At 66.9% G+C, this 19461-nt stretch carries 16 protein-coding genes and 2 pseudogenes; 7 read left to right on the forward strand and 11 right to left on the reverse strand.

Annotation, left to right across the window (positions count from 1 at the left end; translation table 11 throughout):
* Positions 1-262: pseudogene (locus Q319_RS28345) on the forward strand (hypothetical protein); the annotation flags it as partial.
* Positions 263-290: 28 nt separating this feature from the next.
* Here the strand turns inward: Q319_RS28345 and Q319_RS0117345 are convergent.
* Entirely contained in the window at positions 291-959 is a 669-nt protein-coding gene (locus Q319_RS0117345; RefSeq protein ID WP_029483720.1) for a hypothetical protein, read from the reverse strand.
* Between the two features lie 8 nt (positions 960-967).
* Positions 968-2248, reverse strand: a complete 1281-nt coding sequence (locus tag Q319_RS0117350; protein WP_034415629.1) for an RsmB/NOP family class I SAM-dependent RNA methyltransferase — start codon at positions 2246-2248, stop codon at positions 968-970.
* Between the two features lie 466 nt (positions 2249-2714).
* Between Q319_RS0117350 and Q319_RS0117355 the strand changes: the two genes are divergently transcribed.
* From Q319_RS0117355 to Q319_RS0117370, 4 genes are all read left to right on the forward strand, one after another.
* On the forward strand, positions 2715-3788 hold the full coding sequence (locus Q319_RS0117355) for an HD-GYP domain-containing protein (protein WP_029483722.1): 1074 nt from the start codon (positions 2715-2717) through the stop codon (positions 3786-3788).
* A 129-nt stretch (positions 3789-3917) separates the two neighbouring features.
* Positions 3918-4805, forward strand: a complete 888-nt coding sequence (locus tag Q319_RS0117360) for a phosphotransferase family protein (RefSeq protein ID WP_029483723.1) — start codon at positions 3918-3920, stop codon at positions 4803-4805.
* A gap of 104 nt (positions 4806-4909) precedes the next feature.
* Positions 4910-7255: an ATP-dependent DNA helicase RecG gene (gene recG / locus Q319_RS0117365; protein ID WP_029483724.1), complete on the forward strand. Its 2346-nt coding sequence runs from the start codon at positions 4910-4912 to the stop codon at positions 7253-7255.
* Between the two features lie 317 nt (positions 7256-7572).
* Positions 7573-8448 (forward strand): SDR family oxidoreductase, encoded by an 876-nt coding sequence (locus tag Q319_RS0117370; protein ID WP_245619330.1) that lies wholly within the window; start codon positions 7573-7575, stop codon positions 8446-8448.
* A gap of 60 nt (positions 8449-8508) precedes the next feature.
* On the opposite strand, the gene Q319_RS0117375 is transcribed toward Q319_RS0117370, so the two are convergent.
* Entirely contained in the window at positions 8509-9666 is a 1158-nt protein-coding gene (locus Q319_RS0117375) for a hypothetical protein (protein ID WP_245619332.1), read from the reverse strand.
* Between the two features lie 100 nt (positions 9667-9766).
* A complete protein-coding gene (locus Q319_RS0117380; protein WP_029483727.1) occupies positions 9767-10327 on the reverse strand; it encodes a gamma carbonic anhydrase family protein in 561 nt (186 codons plus the stop codon).
* 355 nt (positions 10328-10682) lie between these two features.
* Here Q319_RS0117380 and Q319_RS0117385 point away from each other — a divergent pair, with 355 nt between their 5' ends.
* The gene (locus Q319_RS0117385) at positions 10683-10961 is read left to right on the forward strand and encodes a cold-shock protein (protein WP_029476324.1); all 279 of its coding nucleotides are present in this window, start codon (positions 10683-10685) and stop codon (positions 10959-10961) included.
* A 191-nt stretch (positions 10962-11152) separates the two neighbouring features.
* Here the strand turns inward: Q319_RS0117385 and Q319_RS0117390 are convergent, their stop codons facing one another.
* From Q319_RS0117390 to Q319_RS0117410, 5 genes are all read right to left on the reverse strand, one after another.
* The gene (locus Q319_RS0117390; RefSeq protein WP_029483728.1) at positions 11153-12730 is read right to left on the reverse strand and encodes an L-glutamate gamma-semialdehyde dehydrogenase; all 1578 of its coding nucleotides are present in this window, start codon (positions 12728-12730) and stop codon (positions 11153-11155) included.
* A gap of 142 nt (positions 12731-12872) precedes the next feature.
* The gene (locus Q319_RS0117395; protein ID WP_029483729.1) at positions 12873-13262 is read right to left on the reverse strand and encodes a hypothetical protein; all 390 of its coding nucleotides are present in this window, start codon (positions 13260-13262) and stop codon (positions 12873-12875) included.
* A gap of 33 nt (positions 13263-13295) precedes the next feature.
* Entirely contained in the window at positions 13296-13646 is a 351-nt protein-coding gene (locus Q319_RS0117400) for a hypothetical protein (protein ID WP_029483730.1), read from the reverse strand.
* Between the two features lie 34 nt (positions 13647-13680).
* Complete coding sequence (locus tag Q319_RS0117405) at positions 13681-15246, reverse strand: DUF4127 family protein (protein ID WP_029483731.1); 1566 nt, start codon at positions 15244-15246, stop codon at positions 13681-13683.
* A 58-nt stretch (positions 15247-15304) separates the two neighbouring features.
* Entirely contained in the window at positions 15305-16459 is a 1155-nt protein-coding gene (locus tag Q319_RS0117410; protein ID WP_029483732.1) for a glycosyltransferase, read from the reverse strand.
* Between the two features lie 187 nt (positions 16460-16646).
* On the opposite strand from Q319_RS0117410, the gene hisA reads away from it, so the two are divergent.
* Positions 16647-17390, forward strand: coding sequence for a 1-(5-phosphoribosyl)-5-[(5-phosphoribosylamino)methylideneamino]imidazole-4-carboxamide isomerase (gene hisA, locus Q319_RS0117415; RefSeq protein ID WP_029483733.1), 744 nt, complete (start codon positions 16647-16649; stop codon positions 17388-17390).
* 177 nt (positions 17391-17567) lie between these two features.
* Here the strand turns inward: hisA and Q319_RS0117420 are convergent, their stop codons facing one another.
* Both Q319_RS0117420 and Q319_RS28350 read right to left on the reverse strand, forming a co-directional pair.
* Positions 17568-18902, reverse strand: a complete 1335-nt coding sequence (locus tag Q319_RS0117420; protein ID WP_029483734.1) for a cation:proton antiporter — start codon at positions 18900-18902, stop codon at positions 17568-17570.
* A 253-nt stretch (positions 18903-19155) separates the two neighbouring features.
* Positions 19156-19461, reverse strand: a pseudogene (locus tag Q319_RS28350) (IS1-like element ISBeg1 family transposase); the annotation flags it as partial.

The raw sequence follows: 19461 nt of genomic DNA on the forward strand, positions 1-19461 counted from the left end.
TCAGACGCAGGCTCTGGAGAACCATTGGAATACTGCGTTCTTCGCGCTCAGTCTGGGACGGGCAGAAGTGCTGCTGGAGGCCGCTGGCCTCCAGGGTCGCCCGGCCACTTCACTGGTGTCTTCCTACGAAGACATCAAGCGGCGGGCCTTCAACCGGCTCTTTGCGTGGCGAATACTGAGCAATCTAGGTCTCCAGGCACGATTTGCCGAATTAGGAAAACATCCGTCCAGGCCGCTGGATTTGGGGGTCAAAGCGGCTTGAGGGTGGTCAAAACTGTCCGAACCATTGATCAATACAGGTCTTCGGCCCCGAATGTCGTGGTGTCCAGAATGCTGTAGCCCAGCGCCGTGGCCGCGTCTTCCCGGCTGCCCAGCGTCTGCATGACGGCGCGGCCCAGTGCCTCGTAACGGTCCACCGCCGCTTGCCATCCCTGGGGGGTATAGACGCTGAATTGTTCGCCCGGGGCAGGCTGGTAAGCCCGCAGGGCGGCGATATACGCGATGTGTTCGGTGGCGGCCTGCGCGATCTTCTGTCCGTAACGCTGGCCGGTCTGTGCGCCCAGCGAACTGCGGGCCAGCGCCGAGAGACTGTGCAACTGGACTTCGAGGCCAGGATACATCCGTGGAACGGCGTGGCTGTACAGGGTGCCGCCCCCGGCCCGGATGCCTGCCAGTTGGCCTTCAAGGGCGCGCATCTCCCGGTACTGTTTCCGCAGGCCATCCATGCGGGCGCTGAGTTTCGGAAACGCCAGGAGTTCCTTTTTCAACCGGGCTGCGCGGCATTCGGCCCAGTTGTACGAGGCGTTGTCCTGATCGGCCTCACTCCATCTGTCGATGGTCAGTGTGGCGTACGCGCCGGCGTCCACGATATCCGCCAGCGCGCAGTTCGGCGCAGCCTGGGCGTGGGCGGAAACGTTCAGGGTCAGCAGAACAGGCAGCAACCAGCGCGCAGGAGTCATGGCCCAGCCTAGCCGATGGAAGAATCGGCGCGTCTACGCAGGCGGGCGATAAAGAAGCCGTCGATTCCGTCCTCCGGCACGGTCAGCAGGCCGTCTCCGGCGGGAACGTGCGGCACCTCTACCTCTTGCACGTCCTCGGCCACGAATTCGGGATGCGCGGCCAGGAAATCGGCCACCACCCCCGGCCCCTCCTGCGGCGTGACCGAGCAGACCGAGTAGACCAGCGTGCCGCCCGGAGCCACCAGCGCTGCGGCGTTGGGCAACATCCGCGCCTGCAACGTCGCCATGCCCGAAATGGCTTCCGGGGTCAGCCGCAGCTTGATCTCGGGGTGGCTGCGCAGGGTGCCGCTGCCGGTGCAGGGGGCGTCCAGCAGCACATGGGCGGCGGGGGCAAGGTCCAGCGGCTGGGTCAGATCGTGGGTCAGGAATTCGGCCTTGAGGCCCAGGCGTTCCAGGTTGGCCTGCGCCTGCCCATGCTTGCGGGGCAGCAGGTCCACGCTGGTCACCTGCGCCCCGCGCGCGGCCAGCATGGCAGCCTTGATGCCCGCGCCCCCGGCCAGATCGAGGACACGCTGGCCGTCCACATCTCCCAGCGCATCTACGCAGGCCAGACTCGCGGGGTTGATCGGCTGCGCCCAGCCGCGCGCAAAGGCCTCGGTCTCACGCAGGGGGCGTGACAGTTCCACGCGGTCCGTCCCCTGGGGGCCGGGCTGCATGCGGCTGCCCTCGGCTTCCAGGGACTTGAAGCCCGCGTCGGACACGCTGAGCCACAACGGCTGCGGGGTCAGCAGATCGGCAAAGATGGCGTCCGCCCCGGCTCCGTACACCGTCCGGTAGATGTCGGCCAGCCAGCCCGGCAGTTCGGTGCGCGTCACCTCTGAAGGCGCGGGGGCTTCGATCCGCCGCAGCACGGCGTTCACCAGTCCCGGCGGGGCCAGCCGTGCGCCGCGTGCCAGATTGACGTACTCGCTGACCACCGCGTGCGGCGGCGTGTCCAGATACAGCTTCTCGAAGGCCCCGGCCAGCAGCAGCGCGCGGACCTTGGGGTGCGTGTCCCCGGTCAGCATGGGGGTCAGCGCGGTGTCCAGGCTGGGAAAGTGGCGCAGCGTGCCGTAGACGATGTGCGTCGCCAGCCCCGAGTCGCGGCCCGGCAGGTGGGCCTGTTGCAGCGCGGCGTCCAGCGCGGGGGCGGCAAAGCTTTCTCCTGCCAGCACGCGCAGCAGCACCCGCACGGCCAGCTCGCGGGCAGGGTTAAAGGTTTCGGGTCTGGGCCGGGGGGTAAACGTCATTCAGCGCCAGCATACGGTCTGCGGCGGGGTCAAGGGGGTGATGCACGGGATTCGGGCCGCCCACATGCAAAACAGCCCTGCCATCTTCACTCGGACGGCAGGGCCAGCAACTTTGCGAGTGGGTTGTCGATGCTCTCCGCTGTGTGGAAGGCCCCGCCCGAAAGTGATGTCAGTGTGCGCCGCTGCCATGGCCCACGCATCCGCCGAAAGTCGCAGGGTGGGTAGGCCGGGTGGCGTATGGCCGGACAGAGAGAGGGTGCAGTGGATGCTTGGGGAGCGCGTGCAGCATCACCCTCGTTTGTCGGACGGTTTGGATACCCCCCCCTCCCCCCAGCGAATCTGGGAAAGAAAAATTCCGTGCCCCACAGCATCTTTTCTGAATTGCGAAGGTGATCTGGCCCAGTCTGTTCCGTCTGGCAGATGTTTCACTCCCCTTTCCCTGAGACGCGGCTATACTGCCCTCACCGTGTTCCGACGCCCCCGCCCCCCCCAGCCGCCCCCGCTCGCGTCCGCCGAGGCGCGCGTTCCCAATTCCAGCGCTCCTGCGGGCGATATGGAGGCTGTGCGCGTGCTGAACGATCTGCTGGCGCGGCCTACCCATGAAGGCGTGCTGGAAGGCGCGCTGAGCCACGCCAGTTTTCTGCTGGGCGGCAACCTGCGCGGCTACGCCGTGACGCACCGGGCACAGGGCCAGGACCGGGCCGCGTCAGATAAGGCGGCGCAGGACCGGGTGGCGGCGGTGTTCGGCTACCCCAAGGCGCTGGTCGGCACGCCGCTGTCCGGCCCCTGGACCACCCCACGCACCCGGGTTCTCAGTGACGGCGCGGGCCAACTGTACGCGGCCAATCCGCCGGAGCTGCACGGCATCCTGGATACCTGCGGGATGCGGGACGTGGCGCTGTCGCTGGTGGTGCCGGTCAATGACCGGGGGCGCAATCTGGGCGCGCTGGTGCTGGACCGCAACTCCTCGGAGGACATCGGGACCGCCGCGCAGGAACTGGTCACGCGCTGGGCCACCGCGATTGCGCCGCTGCTGGGGCTGCTGGAAAGCCGCGAGGAATGGAAACTGACCGCGCGGCAGGTCAGCAGCGCGGTGGTGGAGGCCTTCGAGAGCCAGGAATTCGACGGGCTGGGGCATGCCCAGGCTGTCGCAGAGGCCAGCGTGAAACTGGGCCGCGCCGTGGGTCTGGCTGACCGCGAACTGGACGAGCTGTGGTTCGCCGCCACCCTGCACGATCTGGGCAAGATCCACGGCGAGAAGGGCCACCCGCAGGTCGGCGCGAATTTCCTGCACGGCGTGCCGCACCTGGCGCAGGCGCAGAAGGCCGTGCGCCACCACCACGAGCGCTGGGACGGTCAGGGCGAACCCGACAAGCTGACCGGCGAGGACATTCCGCTGTACGCCCGCATTCTGGCCGTCGCCAACGCCTACGTGCGGCTGGGCGATCCCGAACGGCTGCGCGGTCAGGCGGGCAAGGGGCTGGACCCCCGGCTGGTCGGTCTGATGGAAAAGGTCAGCGCCGAGCCGCCTGCAAAATGAACGGTCTGGCCAGGGCCTGTCTGTCCAGAATTCGTCTGTCCAGAATCTGCGTGTCTGAAATCTGCTTATCTGAAATTCGCGTGCCTGGAATCCGTGTATTCAGAGACGGGCCGCTCCGGTGAAACGGGCGTGACCCTGCGTTCCACCCCTTCCGGCACGGCGGGGCACCAGCACTTCCCGGAACTGGAGGCCCGCTACGGTCCCCTGACGCCGATGGATTCGGGGATGCAGAGCCGCGTGTACACCACCCAGGACGGCGCGGCGGTGGTCAAGGTCTACCGCAACCGCACTAAGGGCCAGCACCGCACCGAGGCCCGGAATATGCTCCAGGCGGGCATGGACGGCTGGCTGCTGGGCGTCACAGAGGCCGACGGGGTAGAGGCGCTGATCATGCGCCGTTTCGCGGGTCATCCGCTGGCTGCCGCCGACGTGCCGCGCGCCCTGCCCCACCTGCGCCAGATCGTGGCCACGCTGCACAGCCAGCAGGGGGGGCGTGTCGATCTGGACAGGGTCCGCGAGCGCCTGATGCGCTTCCGTAGCGCCCTGGCCGCCTATCCGCTCTCGGACCTGTTCGGGGCGGTGGAGCTGCCGCTGGAGCGCGGGCTGCTGGATCAGAAAGCCGTTTTCTGCCACCTGGACATGTGGCACGACAACATCCTGATCACGGACGCTCCAGACGCGGCGCGTTCCGCTCAGGAGGGTGCGGGTCAGGCGGAGGAAGTGCTGCTGATCGACTGGACGCGGGCGGACTGGGACGATCCCCTGCGTGATCTGGCGCTGCTCAAGACCGGCACGCTGGACCTGCTCGGGGCCGGGCGCAGTCTGGAGGCCGCCCTGAGCTTCCTGCCGGACCGCGCCCCCGCCACCCTGACCCGCTACCGCGCCTATCTGGCCCTGACCACCCTGCATGACCTGTACTGGTTTCTGATGAACGAGCCCTACGAATTCGACACCCAGATGGAATTCAAGGTGGCCCGCGCCCGGCACGCGCTGGCCCGGCTGCCGGAACACGGCTGAGCTGACTCCCAGGCCATCTCTGCCGCACCGCGAAGCGCGTCACGGACGTTCGCCCGCGCCTCTGCTAGCCTGCGGCCCGGCGGTTTGATCCGGGGGAGGTGGACATGGCAACAGTGGCAGAACTGCGTGAACGGCTGAGGCGTCCGCTGGCCGCCGAACTGGCCGCCGGGTGTCAGAACCGCGTGGTGGCCGGGGGCGTGGACAAATTGCTGGCCTCGCCGCTGGGCAACCCCTTCCCCAAAATCCGCGAGGTGCTGGGCGGCTACGGCGAACTGAGCGTGGGCGAGCGCGAGGAGGTTCTGAAAACGGCGCTGGCGGCCCTCTCGGATGGGGAGAAAGTCAAACCTGCGCGCGCCCCGCGTCCCGCCGCCCGGCAGGCTGTGCCCACCGCCGCCCCTGGCGAACGCCTGCCCATCGACGCCCCTCTGGCACGGCTGGACACTGGCCCAGGCGGAGCGCGTAAATTGCAGACGCTGGGCCTGCACACACTGCGCGACGTGCTGCACGCCTACCCGCACCGCCACGAGGACCGCCGCGCCCTGCCCGATCTGTCGGATGTGGAGGAGGGCCAGAAGGTGACGGTGGAGGGCCGGGTGGTGGCCAAGTCGCGCCGCAGCCCGCGTCCCGGCATGCTGGTCATCGACGTGACGCTGGAAACGCCGTCGGGCGGGCGGGTCAAGGCGACGTGGTTCAACCAGCCGTGGGTGGAAAAACAACTGCGCGAGGGCGCGGCGCTGGTGCTGACCGGGCGGGTCAAGAAGTTTGGCCGCAGCGTGCAACTGGGCGTGGAGCATCTGGAGACGCTGGACAATGCCCAGGACAGCCTCAGCACCGGGCGCATCGTGGGCGTGTACGACGCCAAGGACGGGATTTCGCAGGAATTTCTGCGCCGCGCGGCCTTCCGGGCGCTGGGGGCCGCGCCGCTGGACGATTACCTGCCGGTCCACTGGCGCAAGAAGTACGGCATCACCGATCTGGCCGACGCGCTGTGGGGCCAGCATTTTCCCAGTGACGAGGCGCATTTGAGCCGGGCCACCTCCCGCCTGCGCTTCGACGAGTACCTGTTTCTGGAGTTGCGGATGCTGCTTCAGGGTGAGGACTCGGTGTTGCAGGGCAAACGCTTCCAGGCCAAAGGTGACGACATCAACCGCTTCGAGGCCGCCCTGCCCTTCCGCTTCACGAATGCCCAGCGCCGCGTTCTGCTGGAAATCACCGACGATATGCGCGGCGATCAGCAGATGGCCCGGCTGATCCAGGGTGACGTGGGCAGCGGCAAGACGGCGGTGGCGGCCTGCGCGCTGTATCTGGCCGTGCGCGACGGCTACCAGGGTGCGCTGATGGCCCCCACCGAGATCCTGGCGCGGCAGCATTACGCCAACCTGCGTGGCTACCTGGGGCAACTGGATGTGCGAGTGGGCCTGCTGATCGGCGCGATGACCCCGAAAGACAAACTGGAAATGCACACCCGCATCGCGGAGGGCGACGTGGACGTGGTGGTGGGCACCCAGGCCCTTATTCAGGAGAATGTGCGCTTCGATAACCTGGGTCTGGCGGTGGTGGACGAGGAACACCGCTTCGGCGTCCAGCAGCGGCGCAAGCTGCTCGCCAGCCGCCCGGACGTGCTGGTCATGTCGGCCACCCCCATTCCGCGCAGCCTGGCCCTGACCGCTTACGGCGACCTGGAGCTGAGCGTCATCGACGAACTGCCGCCGGGACGCATTCCCATCGAAACCAAACTGCTCCAGGATACTCACCGCGTGCAGGCGTACGGCTTCGTGATGAAGCAGATCCGCGAGGGCCAGCAGGCGTTCGTGGTCACGGCGCTGATCGAGGAAAGCGACACGCTGGAGCTGCTGGCCGCCACCCAACTGGCCGAGGACCTCAAGACCATCCTGCCCGAAGCCCGGATTGACCTGCTGCACGGGCGAATGAGCGCCGCCGAGAAGGACTACGTGATGGAACGCTTCCGCGCCCACGAGTTCGACATTCTGGTGTCTACCACGGTGATCGAGGTGGGCGTGGACGTGCCGAACGCCACGGTCATGGTGATCGAGAATGCTGAGCGCTTCGGGCTGGCGCAGTTGCATCAGCTCCGGGGCCGGGTAGGGCGTGGGAGCCAGCAGAGTTACTGCGTGCTGATCGCCGGGGAACACAGCCAGAAGACCCGCAAGCGCCTCAAGATCATCGAGGGGTCCACTGACGGCTTCGTGATTGCCGAGGCAGACCTGAAGTTGCGCGGTCCCGGCGAGCTGCGCGGCACCCGTCAGAGCGGCATCCCCGATCTGCGGCTGGCCGATCTTGCCAATGATACCGAGGTCATCGAACGCGCCCGCGAACTGGCCAAGCACATTCTGGCGAACGATCCCCGGCTGGAGCATCCGCGTCTGCAATATCTGCGCAGCGAGTTGCAGAACCGCAGCGAGAGCGTGGCTTACCGTGAGGTCATCTAATCTTGTAAGAACTGCCGACCATAGCAGATGGCCAGGAGGCCAGCCTGGTTTTGCCCCGGCCTTTTCTCAATCTTTGCCCCAGACCAAGAGAAACTCTGCGGTCTCTCATCGTCCGGTGACAGTGCTGTGACATGAAATCGTTTACTATGACATCACAGCGCACAACTTAAAGGTGGGCCGGGTGAAGTCCACAGCGCCCAGGGGGACCGGATCGAAAAAGGATCGGGTCCTTTCTTTTGGCTGGGGTGCGCGGCCCCGGCGTTCATCTGGCGTGCAGACACCCGGTTCTGCCCCTGCCCGCCCCGTATGCTGGACCGATGACCGCAACCACGACGCAGGGAATGCAGAGCATGAAAGGAAGGTCCGTGCTGGTCACGGGCGCAACGGGCGGCATTGGGCTGGAGACGGCGCGGGAACTGGCGCGGCGGGGGGCCGCCGTGACGGTGCTGGGCCGCAACCCGGAGAAGACGGCGCGGGTGGCCGCCGAGATCGGGGCTGCTGGAACGCTGATCGCGGACCTCGCGGAAATGCAGCAGGTGCGGCAGGTGGCCGCCGAATTCCGCGACCGCATGGGTAGCCTGGACGTGCTGGTGAACAACGCCGGGGCTTTCTACACGAAGCGTCAGGAAAGCCGCGAAGGTGTGGAGCTGACCTGGGCACTCAACCACCTCGCCCCCTTCCTGCTGACGCGGGAGCTGCTGCCGCTGCTGCGGGCGGGCCAGGCCCCCAGGGTAGTCACGGTATCCTCGGGCGCGCACGCGATGGGCCGCATCCGTTTTGACGATCCAGAGTTCCGGCGCGGCTACAGCGGCTGGGCTGCTTACGGCCAGAGCAAACTGGCCAACATCCTGTTCACGCGCGAGCTGGCACGGCGCAACCCGTGGCTCCAGGCCAATGCGCTGCACCCCGGTTTTGTCTCCACCGGCTTCGGGCAGGACAATCCGCTGTTCTCGCTGGGCAGCCGCCTGGGCCTGACCCCGCAGCAGGGCGCGCAGACCAGCATTCATCTGGCGGCGGACCCCGTGATGGTCTCGGGACGTTACTTCGTGGAATCGCGCGAAACGCTGCCGACCGCGCAGGCGCTGGACGACGGCGCGGCCTACAGGCTGTGGATGCTCAGCGAGGACGACGTGGGCGGCGCATCCCACCTTCCCCCAGCTTCGGAAGGATATGGGCGGCAGCCCGCCAACTGACCGGAGCAGCAAAAAGGGCGAGGATGCTATTCCTCGCCCCACTTCTTTGAGCTTCCCTGCCTACACTTCGCGGACGTACCCGGTTTTCACGAAGCTGTGAACCATCGGCTCCAGATCGTGCAGCGCGGCGTCCGAGCGCATGGCGTATTCGGCGGGGGTCAGCTTTTCGCCCAGCGCCCGCAGGAAGGTCAGGCCCGCCTCGCCGTACTCGCCCCTGAAGACGTGATACACGTCGGTGATGGCGTTCATGCCGTCGCGGCCCCGCAGGGTCAGGTTGTAATGGTGGTGCGCCCAGCCCGCCAGACTGCGCGGCAGAATCAGGGTTTGCGGGCGCAGAGGGGCCGGGAACGCGCCCTCGTAGGGCAGGGTGGCGGGCAGCGTCGCGACGATCTCGCCGCGCGCGTAGAAGATGGCCCCGGTGGGCCGGGCGTGCAGACCGGTGAAGTCCTCGGTCAGGTTGAATTTCCAGGCTCGCGAACCGATGCCGCTCAGGACGTGGGCGTAGACCGGACTCAGCGGGTGGGCGCTCAATGACGCGCCCTGTTCGTACAGGTTGAGCAGTTCGCCCAACGCCTGTTCCCCGGTGGCGCTGGCGGCGGCTGCCGTGACGGTGCGGCCCTCGAACAGCAGCACGTAGGCGGTCTGATCGCCCAGCACGGCGTACAGGTAGCCATACCAGGAATGCTCGTGCAGGAATTTGAGAAAGGCGTGCAGATCGCAGAAACTCTCGTTCAGTCCTGCGTAGGTGGGCGCGGAGTGTGGCAGGAAACGCGCCAGAAACGGGGACGCGCCGGGGAACATGGGCGTCAGCTCCGGGACCAGTTCGGCCAGCTCCTCGGCGGGCGCAGTCGGGGTCTGCGTTGCCGGAGTCTGTGCAACGGGAGTCTGTACAACAGGAGGCTGTGCAGTGGGCATCTGTGCGGCGGCGGGCTGGGGCGACATGGCCTGCGGCGAGGGTGTGACCCGGATGGTGGGTACCGGGGCGGATTCCGGGGAAGCCGGAGCAGGCTGAGGTTGAGGCGCAGTCGGAGCGGCTGCCTCCTGCGTCTGAGGCTGCTGAGGAGGCTGGCTGGACCCCTGCGCGGTGCGGCGTCCAGACGGTGACCGCGTCGGCGTCGGCTCGGGCTTCTGCTGTGCCGGGCGCGGCGTTTCAGAGCCTTGTGAATCTTGGGCTTCTGAACGCTGCGGCTTCCGGGGTGAATTGGGATCGTCGGTCACAGATGTTCCACCAGTTCCTTCGGGGCTTCAGGGCGCTTTGCTGCGCCCGATTTGTCGGGGTTGACTCTCCACGGCCCAGTTGCCGGACGGGAGAACTGAACTACTTGCCGGACGCGAGAACCTGGCTGTGGTCCTCCTGAAAAGCTGCCACACTGGGCTGGACCATCTGAAGCTGTCCATTGTAGCGGGCCGCATTCTGAACGTAGCGGGCGGCGTGGTCTCCCTGGGAAACAGGCCGCACCACGCGGGCGGGAACGCCCAGCGCCAGCATACCGTCTGGGACATGTGCGCCTTCCGGCAGCAGCGCGCCTGCGCCCAGCACGGCCCCCGCACCCAGGCTGGAGCCGCTGAGCATCACCGCGCCCATGCCCACCAGACTGCCTGGCCCGCACACCGCGCCGTGGACAATGGCCCGGTGACCCACCGTGACGCCCCTCTCCAGCACGCAGGGATGCCCGGCGTCCGTGTGCAGCACCGCGCCGTCCTGCACGTTGCTGCCCGCCCCCACCGTGATGGTCTCGATATCGCCGCGCAGTACCGCGCCAAACCAGACGCTGGCCTGTTCGGCAATAAAAACCTGTCCGATCAGGTCGGCGCTGGGGGCGATGAATGCGGTGGCGTCCACCTGGGGAGAGCGTCCGTCGAGAGCGTAGAGCGGCATGTGTTCCTCCGGGGCCGGGCCAGCGAACCGTATCGGCCCCGCCCCAGGCAAATTACAATGAAGTCGTGTTCAGGGTAGCACCCGTCGCCCAACTGCCCGTCCTGGCAACTGCCTAAACTGAGGTCATCAGCTCAGGATGATTCGGCCCCACTCGCTTTGGACCCGGTTCAAAAGTGCGCCTGGGCTGCGCCTGGAGGGCGACCCAGCGTTCCAGCGTTCCTTCAAGATCTTCATGGTTCTACATTTAACAGGCAGGACGTGCGATACTACGGCGGTCTCAGGCCCCGCGCCATTGTGCGGTTGCAGCCCAGAGGGCGGCTTACCGGGCGGCGGACCTGGAGATGCAAGGAGATTTATGGCTCAAGGACGAGTAAAGTGGTTTAACGTTGAGAAAGGCTACGGTTTCATCGAGCATCCGGGTAACCCCGACGTGTTCGTGCACTACAGCGCCATTCAGAGCGGCGGTTTCCGCAAGCTCAACGAAGGCGACGAAGTGGAATTCGAAGTCGAAGCTGGTCAGGGCAACAAAGGCCCACAGGCCAAGAACGTCGTCGTGACCAACGCTGCACCTGCCCCTATGGGCGGCAACGGCGGTATGGGCGGCGGAAACCGGGGTGGCGGCAGCCGCTGGTAAATCCCTGATCAATTGATCAGGACCTCAACTTTTCTTTCTCTTGCGGGCGCTTTCGGGCGTCCGCTTTTCATGTGTGTGGGTTGGAAAGATTGGGCATCCTCCGTCCTCACCAGCCCGTTCCGAGCGTCTATTTGTTCGGGTCAAGGAAAAGAGCAGACGCCACTGCCGACGCCTGCCCTCCCAGTTCGAGATCAGTAGCGTTGGGCTATCGTCTTCGTTTGCAGGAACCAGAACAGGTAGTCGGGGCCGCCCACTTTGGCGTTGGTGCCGCTCATGCCGTAGCCGCCGAAGGCATGGGTGCCGCTCAGTGCCCCGGTGCATTTGCGGTTCAGGTACAGGTTGCCCACCTGCATGGTTTTTCGGGCCTCGGCCAGCTTGTGCGGATCGCGGCTGTAGAAGGCGGCAGTCAGGCCGTAGTCGGAGTCGTTCGCCAGTTCGATGGCGTGTCGCCAGTCACGCGCCCTGGAGAAGGCCAGGACCGGGCCGAAGATTTCCTCCTGAAACAGGGGATCGCTGCTGTCCACGTCGGCAAAGATGGTGGGCTGCACATAACCGCCCTCGCGTTCGCCCACATCTGCGCGTTCGCCGCCCAGCACCAGCCGGGCCGTCTTCTTGCCGCTTTCCACGTACTTCATGATGCGTTCGGCGCTGCCCGCGCTGATCACCGGGCCGAGGGGCGCGTTGTCTTCGGGAAGGCCGACTTTCACTTCTGCCGCCAGTTTCGTGACCATTTCAAGCAGGCTGTCATAGATGCTTTCCTCGGCAATCACGCGGCTGCACGCGCTGCACTTCTGGCCCGCGTAGCCAAACGTACTTTGCACGATGCCCAGTGCGGCGGCTTCCAGATCGGCGTCGGCGCAGACCACCGTGGGATCCTTGCCGCCCATCTCGGCCATCACGCGCTTGAGCCACTTCTGGCCAGGCTGTACCTTCGCGGCGCGCTCGAAAATACGGCACCCGATCTCGCGGCTGCCGGTAAAGGCCACCATACGAATGTCCTTGTGGTCCACCAGCGGATCGCCCAGCACGTCGTCGGTGCCGGTCAGGAACTGGATGACGCCCCTGGGCAGTCCGGCCTGATACAGCAGTTCCACCATCAGCAGGCTGCTCAGGGGCGTTTCACTGGCGGGTTTCCAGATCACGGTGTTGCCCGCCGCGATCGCGCCCAGCGCCATGCCCAGCGGAATCGCGCTGGGAAAGTTCCAGGGGCTGATGCAGGCCACCACGCCAATCGGCTCGTAGACGGTGGTGACATGCTCGTCGGGCATCGGATAGACCGGCTTGCCCGCCGCCCAGCGCAGGGTTTCGCGGGCAAAGACCTCGAAGTGATCCACCGATTCGGCCACCTCGCCGTCGGCCTCGGGCCAGTTCTTGCCGTTTTCCAGCGTCATGACCGCGTTGAATTCCATGCGCCGCGCCCGTAGCAGTTCCCCGGCCCGTTTGAAGATGGTGGCGCGTTGCAGCGGATCGCTGAAGCGCCAGCTCTCGAAGGCTGTTTTCGCGGCGGCGATGGCCTCTTCCAGTTGCTCGGGCGTGGCTTTCGGGAAGTGCCACACGGTCTCGCGCGTGTCGGCGGGGTTGGGGACCCCGAAGGTCTCGCCGCCCTCTACCTGCTCGCCGCCGATGTACAGGGGAAAGGTTTGCCCGACGTACTTCCCGCGCACCTGCTGGAAGGCCGTCCGCTGCATTTCCGCCACGTCCGGCTGAGCGAAGTTGAAATAGGGTTCATGCTCGAAGGGCAGAAAACCGCCTGCAAGTGTGTCCGTCATGTGTGCCTCCTTGTGCTTGAGGCAGAGGCTAACACGCCCGTCAGAACGGACAGGGAAGCTTTTTCAGGCGCTGCGATCCAGTCGAGATGGGCTGTTGCGAGATGGGTGTTCCTAAGGGCAAACATGGCAAATGCAAAGTCGTTCAGCGGGGCGCGATCCGTCCGTCCTCGGCAATCGCCACGCGTACGGGCAGGGTGGACGTGGCGAGGGTGGTACTGACCCCAGGCCGATCCGGCAGCTTGACCTGAAACCGCAGTGTACCCGGCGCAAAGTCCTGCTTGACGGCCCAGACACGGTCCACGCCTAGCTTTTGCGTGGCCGCTCCCCCGCCCCCCTGCACCGAAACGGTCACGATCTGACCGCTGGCGTTGATCACACGCACATCCGGGCGGGGAATGGTCAGCCACGCACCCAGCGCGCACAGCCCGAACAGGACCGCGCCCACCGCCAGCCGCGCCGGGGTGGCCGGGGGCCGTTTGCGGACGATTGAACCGGCAGAGAAGAGGGGGGTGCGGGGGCGAGGTTCGCTCACGGGCCTATTGTGCCCCGCCGATCAAGCCCAGCCTCACTGCACCTCGATGCGTCCGCCCTGGCCCACCACAAAGGACGGGCGGCTTCCGGCGGTTTTCGGCGAGTGGGAAGCCGACTGGCGCTGGCCGCCCGCCTCCTGCACGGTCAGTCTGACCTGATTCGCCTGGACCTTTTCCAGCGGAATGCGCCAGATCTGGCGCGGCCACAGATGCTCGCGGTGCAGGCAGTCGCCGCCGCTCTGGCAGACGGTCAGGCCGCCGATCACCGCGCCGCTGCGGTTGGCCACCTGCACCCCCGCCGCCTGGAACAGCAGCAGGTACAGCCACAGCGCCAGCGTCAGGAAGGCCAGGGCGGCGGCAGTGGGCAGGGCCAGACGGTCACTCATGGCCCCAAAGTTACACACGGCGGTCTGCCACGCGTCATACAAATGGACCATCGCCTGCCGGAGTGGCTGGGTGTCCGTCGATTCTGGACGCCGTGACCTGAAGCGGGAAAACTCCGGTGAAAAGGCGGGGCCACGCCAGATGCGCCGCGCCCACTGCCAGCTCCAGCCCACGCCCAGAGAAATGCCGCTGCCACAGCGCCTCGATGCGCGGCGTGATGATCTCTCGCAGGTGGGCCTCTGCCGCTTCCCGCTGCTCGCCCAGATCGAAGGGGCTGGGATTGCTCAGCCGCTCCCGCACCTCTGATCGGGCAAAGGATTGATACAGCACGTCGTCCACCATCCGCGCGAACAGTGCTTCGGCATGGGCCGCCCGGTCCGTTCCCAGCGCCGCGAGTTTGCCGAACGCGATGGCCGTTCCCAGCGTGTTGCCCGCCGTGTTCCAGGCGCTTAAGCCTGCCAGCCCCGCCAGTGGCAGCCCCTGGATCAAGGTCCACAGCCGCCGCTCGGCCCCGTTGGGATAGGCGATGTCGGCCAGCGAGACCGTGCGCCCGGCCTCCAGATCGCCCCGCAGCGCGTCCACGAAGGCGGGGAGGTGACGGTGCGGCGTGTCCACCGTGGCGAAATCCGGCTGATGGTTGGCCTGCCGGGTGCCGGGGGTATTGACCGCCAGCACGAAGTCGGCCTCGCGCGGCGTGTCGGCCAGCACGCAGCCTGCCGCCCGCAGGTGGGCGCGGACCAGTTCCCCGGCGGGGCGGTCCTCGTAGATCATCTCTGCGCCCGCGCCGCTCAGACCGCTGTAGCGCACCCACACACGCGCGGTCTGCGGGGCCAGCGCCCGTGCCAGCAACGTGCAGGGCACCTCGTCCGCACCGGGGTAGAGGTCCAGGCGGTCCCAGACACCCAGCTCGTCGGCCCGCGCTTCCAGCAAGTGGCGGTCATAGGCGGCCAGCCCGTACGGCGTGGTGTCGTCCAGCGTCAGGCACAGGTGGGTCAGTACGCCCGCCGCGAGCAGGTCCAGCGCGGCCAGATGCAGCGCGCGGTTGCGTTCGCGGGTGCCCAGCCAGTCGGCCAGAATCTCGGCGGGCAGGGCGGCGCGGGCTGCTTCCAAAGCTTCAGCCTCTGCCGCGCCGTGGCGGGCGTGACGGTCAAATGCCGTGCTGTAGGCCCGCAATTCGCGCCCCCACTGGCCGTAATACGGTTTCTCCTCGTGTGGATCGTTGTCGTGGGCTACCCGCACGATCACCCCGAAGGCGTAAATCTGGAGGTCCGGCTTACTCCGCTTGACCTCGGCCAGCACGGCCAGCCGCTCCAGCACTGCCTCCAGCGAATCCGACACGCGCCGCGCCGGAATCATGCCGCCCAGGCACAGGGTTTCCAGGCAGACGATCAGGATGTTCGCCTGACCCGCCTCCCCCAGCAGCCAGTCCCCCAGAAGGTCCATGTTCCCCGGCGTGAAGAAATCTGGCAGCGCCCCGGCAGGCGGCACGCGCACGGCGGCCCCGGTCATCCTGGCAAGTTGCGCGGGCAGCTCCAGCGTCTGCGGGCGGGTGTCGGGCGCAATCAGCAGCACCGTGGGCGGCTTGTCGGATGGAGGACGCATCGGCCCTCAGCGTAATTCACGGAGCGGGGCAGTGGGCGGAACCCGTCGTTTCACCTGCTCAGGGTTTCTGTCTGCGGTGGCCTGCCCGCACCCGCCCGTAAATCTCTTCCAGCGCCTGCGTCCGCACGGGCAGATCGTACTGGGCGGCGCGGGCCCGCGCCCCTGCCTGCAACGCGCCCAGGCGGTCCGGGTGCAGGGCGAACAGCAGGCCGTCTGCCAGGGCCTGCGGGGTGGCCTCCCGCACCGTGCCGTTGACGCCCTCCTCGATCAGGTCCAGCGCGGCGGGGCTGTGGGCGGCCACCAGCGGCGCGCCCGCCGCCAGCGCCTCGATCATGCTCATGGGCAGGACCTCGCTGGTGCTGGCGGTCAGGAAGGCGTCGGCGGCGGCCAGCGCTTCGGGCACGCGGGCGTAGGGGACCGGGCCGGTAAATCTCACGCCCTCCGGGGCGTCCCTGGCCGCAGACAGGCGGCTGGGGCCGTCGCCCACCACCAGCAGTCGCAATTCCGGGCGGCTGGCCCGCGCCTGATCGAAGGCCCGGATCATCACCTCCAGATTCTTCTCGGGGGCCAGGCGGCCCAGGTACATCACCAGCGGGGCGTCCGGGGGGATGTGGTGTTCGGCCCGGAAGGCCCCCCCGTCTGCGGCCTGGAACGCCGCCAGATCGACGGGATTGGGAAACAGTTCGACGTGTCCTGCGTAGCCGTAGCCGTGAAGCATCTGCACCATCGCGCGGCCCGGAGCCAGCACGGCGTCCACCCGGCGGGCAAAGGCGCTGACATGCGGGCGCAGCATGGCGCGGCCCAGGCGCGGGGGCATGGGTGTGTAGTGCAGGTATTCGTCGTACTGGGTATGCGCCGTGAACACCACCGGAGCGCCCGACAGCCGGGACCATTTCAGCGCCAGTCCCCCCGCCAGAAACGGGTGCATGGTGTGCAGCACGTCCAGATCGCGCAGCGGCAGGCGGGAGGTCAGCAGGGGGCCGGGGGCCAGCAGCACCGGGTAATCCGCCGGAGCGCCCAGCGCCCGCGCCCCCAGAAACGAGCTGTTCAGGCGGTACACGCCGTCCTCGCGGGCGGGCATCAGCGGATGGCGCGGGGCGAACACGCGGACCTCATGACCGCGCTCCCGCAGACCGCGCACGTACAGCGCCGTGCTGGTGGCCACCCCGTTGCGGGACGGCAGATAGGTCGCGGTAATGATCCCGATTCTCACTCTGGGCGGCAGTCTAGAGCATGGATTGGGAGAGGTGAACGGGGTGGGGCCGCTCAGCGGGAGATGCGGCAGGCGAGCCGCCCCAGCGCCGAAGGCGGGCCACCCAGATGCTGAAGCTCTGTCTTTTGCAGGCTGACCGTTAGACGGCTTGACTGCGGCCCTGAGCGCGGCCCACCCGCGCCTCGCTATGCTGCCTGCCATGACTGCCTCCAGCCCTGTCCCCGCCGCGCCCCTCATCATTCCCTGCGTGGATATCCAGTCGGGCCGCGCCGTGCGCCTGTACGAGGGCGATCCTGACCGCGAAACCGTGTATTTCGAGTCGCCGCTGGAGGCCGCGCGCCACTGGGTCGGCCTGGGTGCGGGGCTGGTGCATCTGGTGGACCTGGACGCTGCCACCGGGCGCGGCGAGAACCGCGCGGTGATCGCGCAGATCGTGGCGGAACTGGGCGTGCCCGTGGAGGTGGGCGGCGGCATCCGGGACCGCGCCGGGGCCGAGGCGCTGCTGCAAAGTGGCGTGGACCGGGTGGTGATCGGCACCGCCGCTGTAAAAAATCCTGAACTGGTGGCCGAACTGATCGCTGCGCACGGCCCCGAGCGCGTGGTGGTCAGCCTGGACGCACGCGGGCTGGAAGTCGCCACCCACGGCTGGGCGCAGGGCAGCGGCATAGGGGTGGCCGAGCTGACGCCCCGGCTGGCCGATGTAGGTTTGGAAACCCTGATCTTCACCGACGTGACCCGTGACGGCACCCTCAAGGGCCTGAACCGCGAGCTGATGCGCGAGGTGCGGCAATTGTGGATCAATACCCTGATCGTGGGCGGTGGCGTTGCCAATCTGGATGACGTGCGCCTGCTGGCCGAGGAAGGCATCCAGGGGGCCATCGTGGGCCGGGCGATCTATGAGGGAACGCTGGCGTATCCGGTCAGCCTCTAAAACGGATTCCGTCTGTTTCGTGCAGAAACCGGGACAGCGCCGATTTCTGCACTCCACGCCCGGAACCCTTTTTTCTCCTATTCACTCTCGTCGCGGACAGACGCCCATGAGGACGCTGCTCCTCTGCGGCGCAGCTCTACGAGTCCCGTTCGGATTTCCAGGTGTTTCCAACACCTTTCAATCAGAGTCTGTATAACCCGTTTCCGCCGCCGCCGTTGCCCGCCGGGCCAGTTTCGGGATGGTCAGCCCCTGCACCAGCAGGCTGAAGATCACCACACCGTAACTCAGGACCAGCAGGGTGTTGCGGAATTCGCTGTCTGGCACGTTGTAGGCCAGGGCCAGCGTCACGCCGCCGCGCAGGCCGGACCAGATCATCAGGCGGCGGGTGTAGGGCGGAAAGGTGTCGCGCCGTTTCAGCAGCGTGACCGGCAGCCACACGCCCAGCGCCCGCGCGCCCAGCCCCAGCACGATCACGGCAGGCAGCAGCGCCAGCAGGGGCCAGCCCAGGTTCAGGCTCAGGATCTCGAAGGCCATCAGCGTGAACAGCGCGGCGTTCAGCAGGTAGTCCACGAAATTCCAGAAGGTGGAGAGGTGATCGTGGATGGCGTCCAGCCGCGCACGGTTCTGGTTTTCCCAGCGGGCAAAGACCTCCCTGGTCTGGGCCGCCGTCTGAATCTTGCGGCGCACCACCTGAAGCAGCGCCACCAGCGTCAGGCCGCTCATGACCGCCGTGACGGGCGCGCTGACCTCCAGTTGTCCGGCCAGCGCGCTGCCGCCCACCACCAGCGCCAGCGAGATGACCAGCCGGGTGTTCTCGTCCAGCGCCGTGCGGCGGATGAAGGCGAAGGCCACCCAGCCCAGCGCCGCGCCCAGCACCAGCCCGCCTAGCATCTCGCGCCCGAACAGCAGCAGCGTGCTGGCCAGGGTCACGTCCTGCGGGTTGGGCGGGAGCAGGGACACCAGCACGGTAAAGGCCACCACGCCCACACCGTCGTTGAACAGCGATTCCCCGGCGATCAGCGACTCCACCTTGTCCGGCACTTTTGCGGCCTTGAGCAGCGGCAGGGCCGCCACCGGATCGGTCGGGGCGACGATGGCCCCGAACAGCAGCGCCGCCGCCCACGGCACGGGCATCCCCGCCCACTGGAGCAGAAAATAAAACCCTCCGCCCAGGGTCAGCAGCGTGATCAGGGTGGTCAGCAGGGTCACGGCGATCACCGACAGGCGCTGCTCGAACAGCAGGCGCACGTTGATCTGGATGGCGCTGGCAAACAGCAGGAAGCCCAGCAGCCAGTCGAAGACCAGCGCGCCGAAGGGCAGCGAGGTCACGGTGGCCTGGAACTGGTTGGCCAGCGGCACGCCCAGCCGGTCCAGCGCGGCCACGCCCCCGGCCAGCAGCAGCCCACCGATCAGGATGCCGATGGTGGGCGGCAATTTCCAGTAGCGGCTGTTGACGAACGACAGCGCCGCCAGCAACACCATGAAGATTCCGAAGGTTTCGCTGGATGCCATGCGGTCAAGTATGCCGCCCGCGTCGGTGGGCCTTTTTCTTTATGTTGTGCTGGCGTGGTGAGGGGGCTGCCCGTTCTCGCTGGGGCTGCCGCTGCCTGTCAAACCCGCCTTTTAGAGCAGGTTTCCAAATTCAGTAGTCCGGAAACTTTCAAGCAGCCTTGACTCCCAGGAGCAGCAGGTTAGCGATCTGTGGGCGGATTTTTTCGCAAGTCAGATCGCCAGGGTAGGACCACAGAACGGCGTGGAGTCGTGGTCAAGCGGCTTGAGGAGGCGGCAACCGAAATAAGAGGAGTTCTTCCATCGTCCAGGGATGATCCGTCAGGCCCGCCGCCATTCCTGGCGTTCGCTCGGTCCAGCGACGATCTCCCCGCAGCCGAAGGGAGCGATGGGGACGGATGAAGTTGTAGGCCACCAAAACCAGAAAGAAATGGCGTTCCAGTCGCTCCTGATCGCTCCCGGCATGCCGGGAGCGTCGTGTCAGTGCTGGGAGCCACGTTCGTAGGGTTGCATTCAGACGCTCGACAAACGCTGTATTGATCGTGCCAGGCTTGCCCTGAGT

This window comes from Deinococcus marmoris DSM 12784 (assembly GCF_000701405.1).
In the GTDB taxonomy this organism is placed as follows: domain Bacteria; phylum Deinococcota; class Deinococci; order Deinococcales; family Deinococcaceae; genus Deinococcus; species Deinococcus marmoris.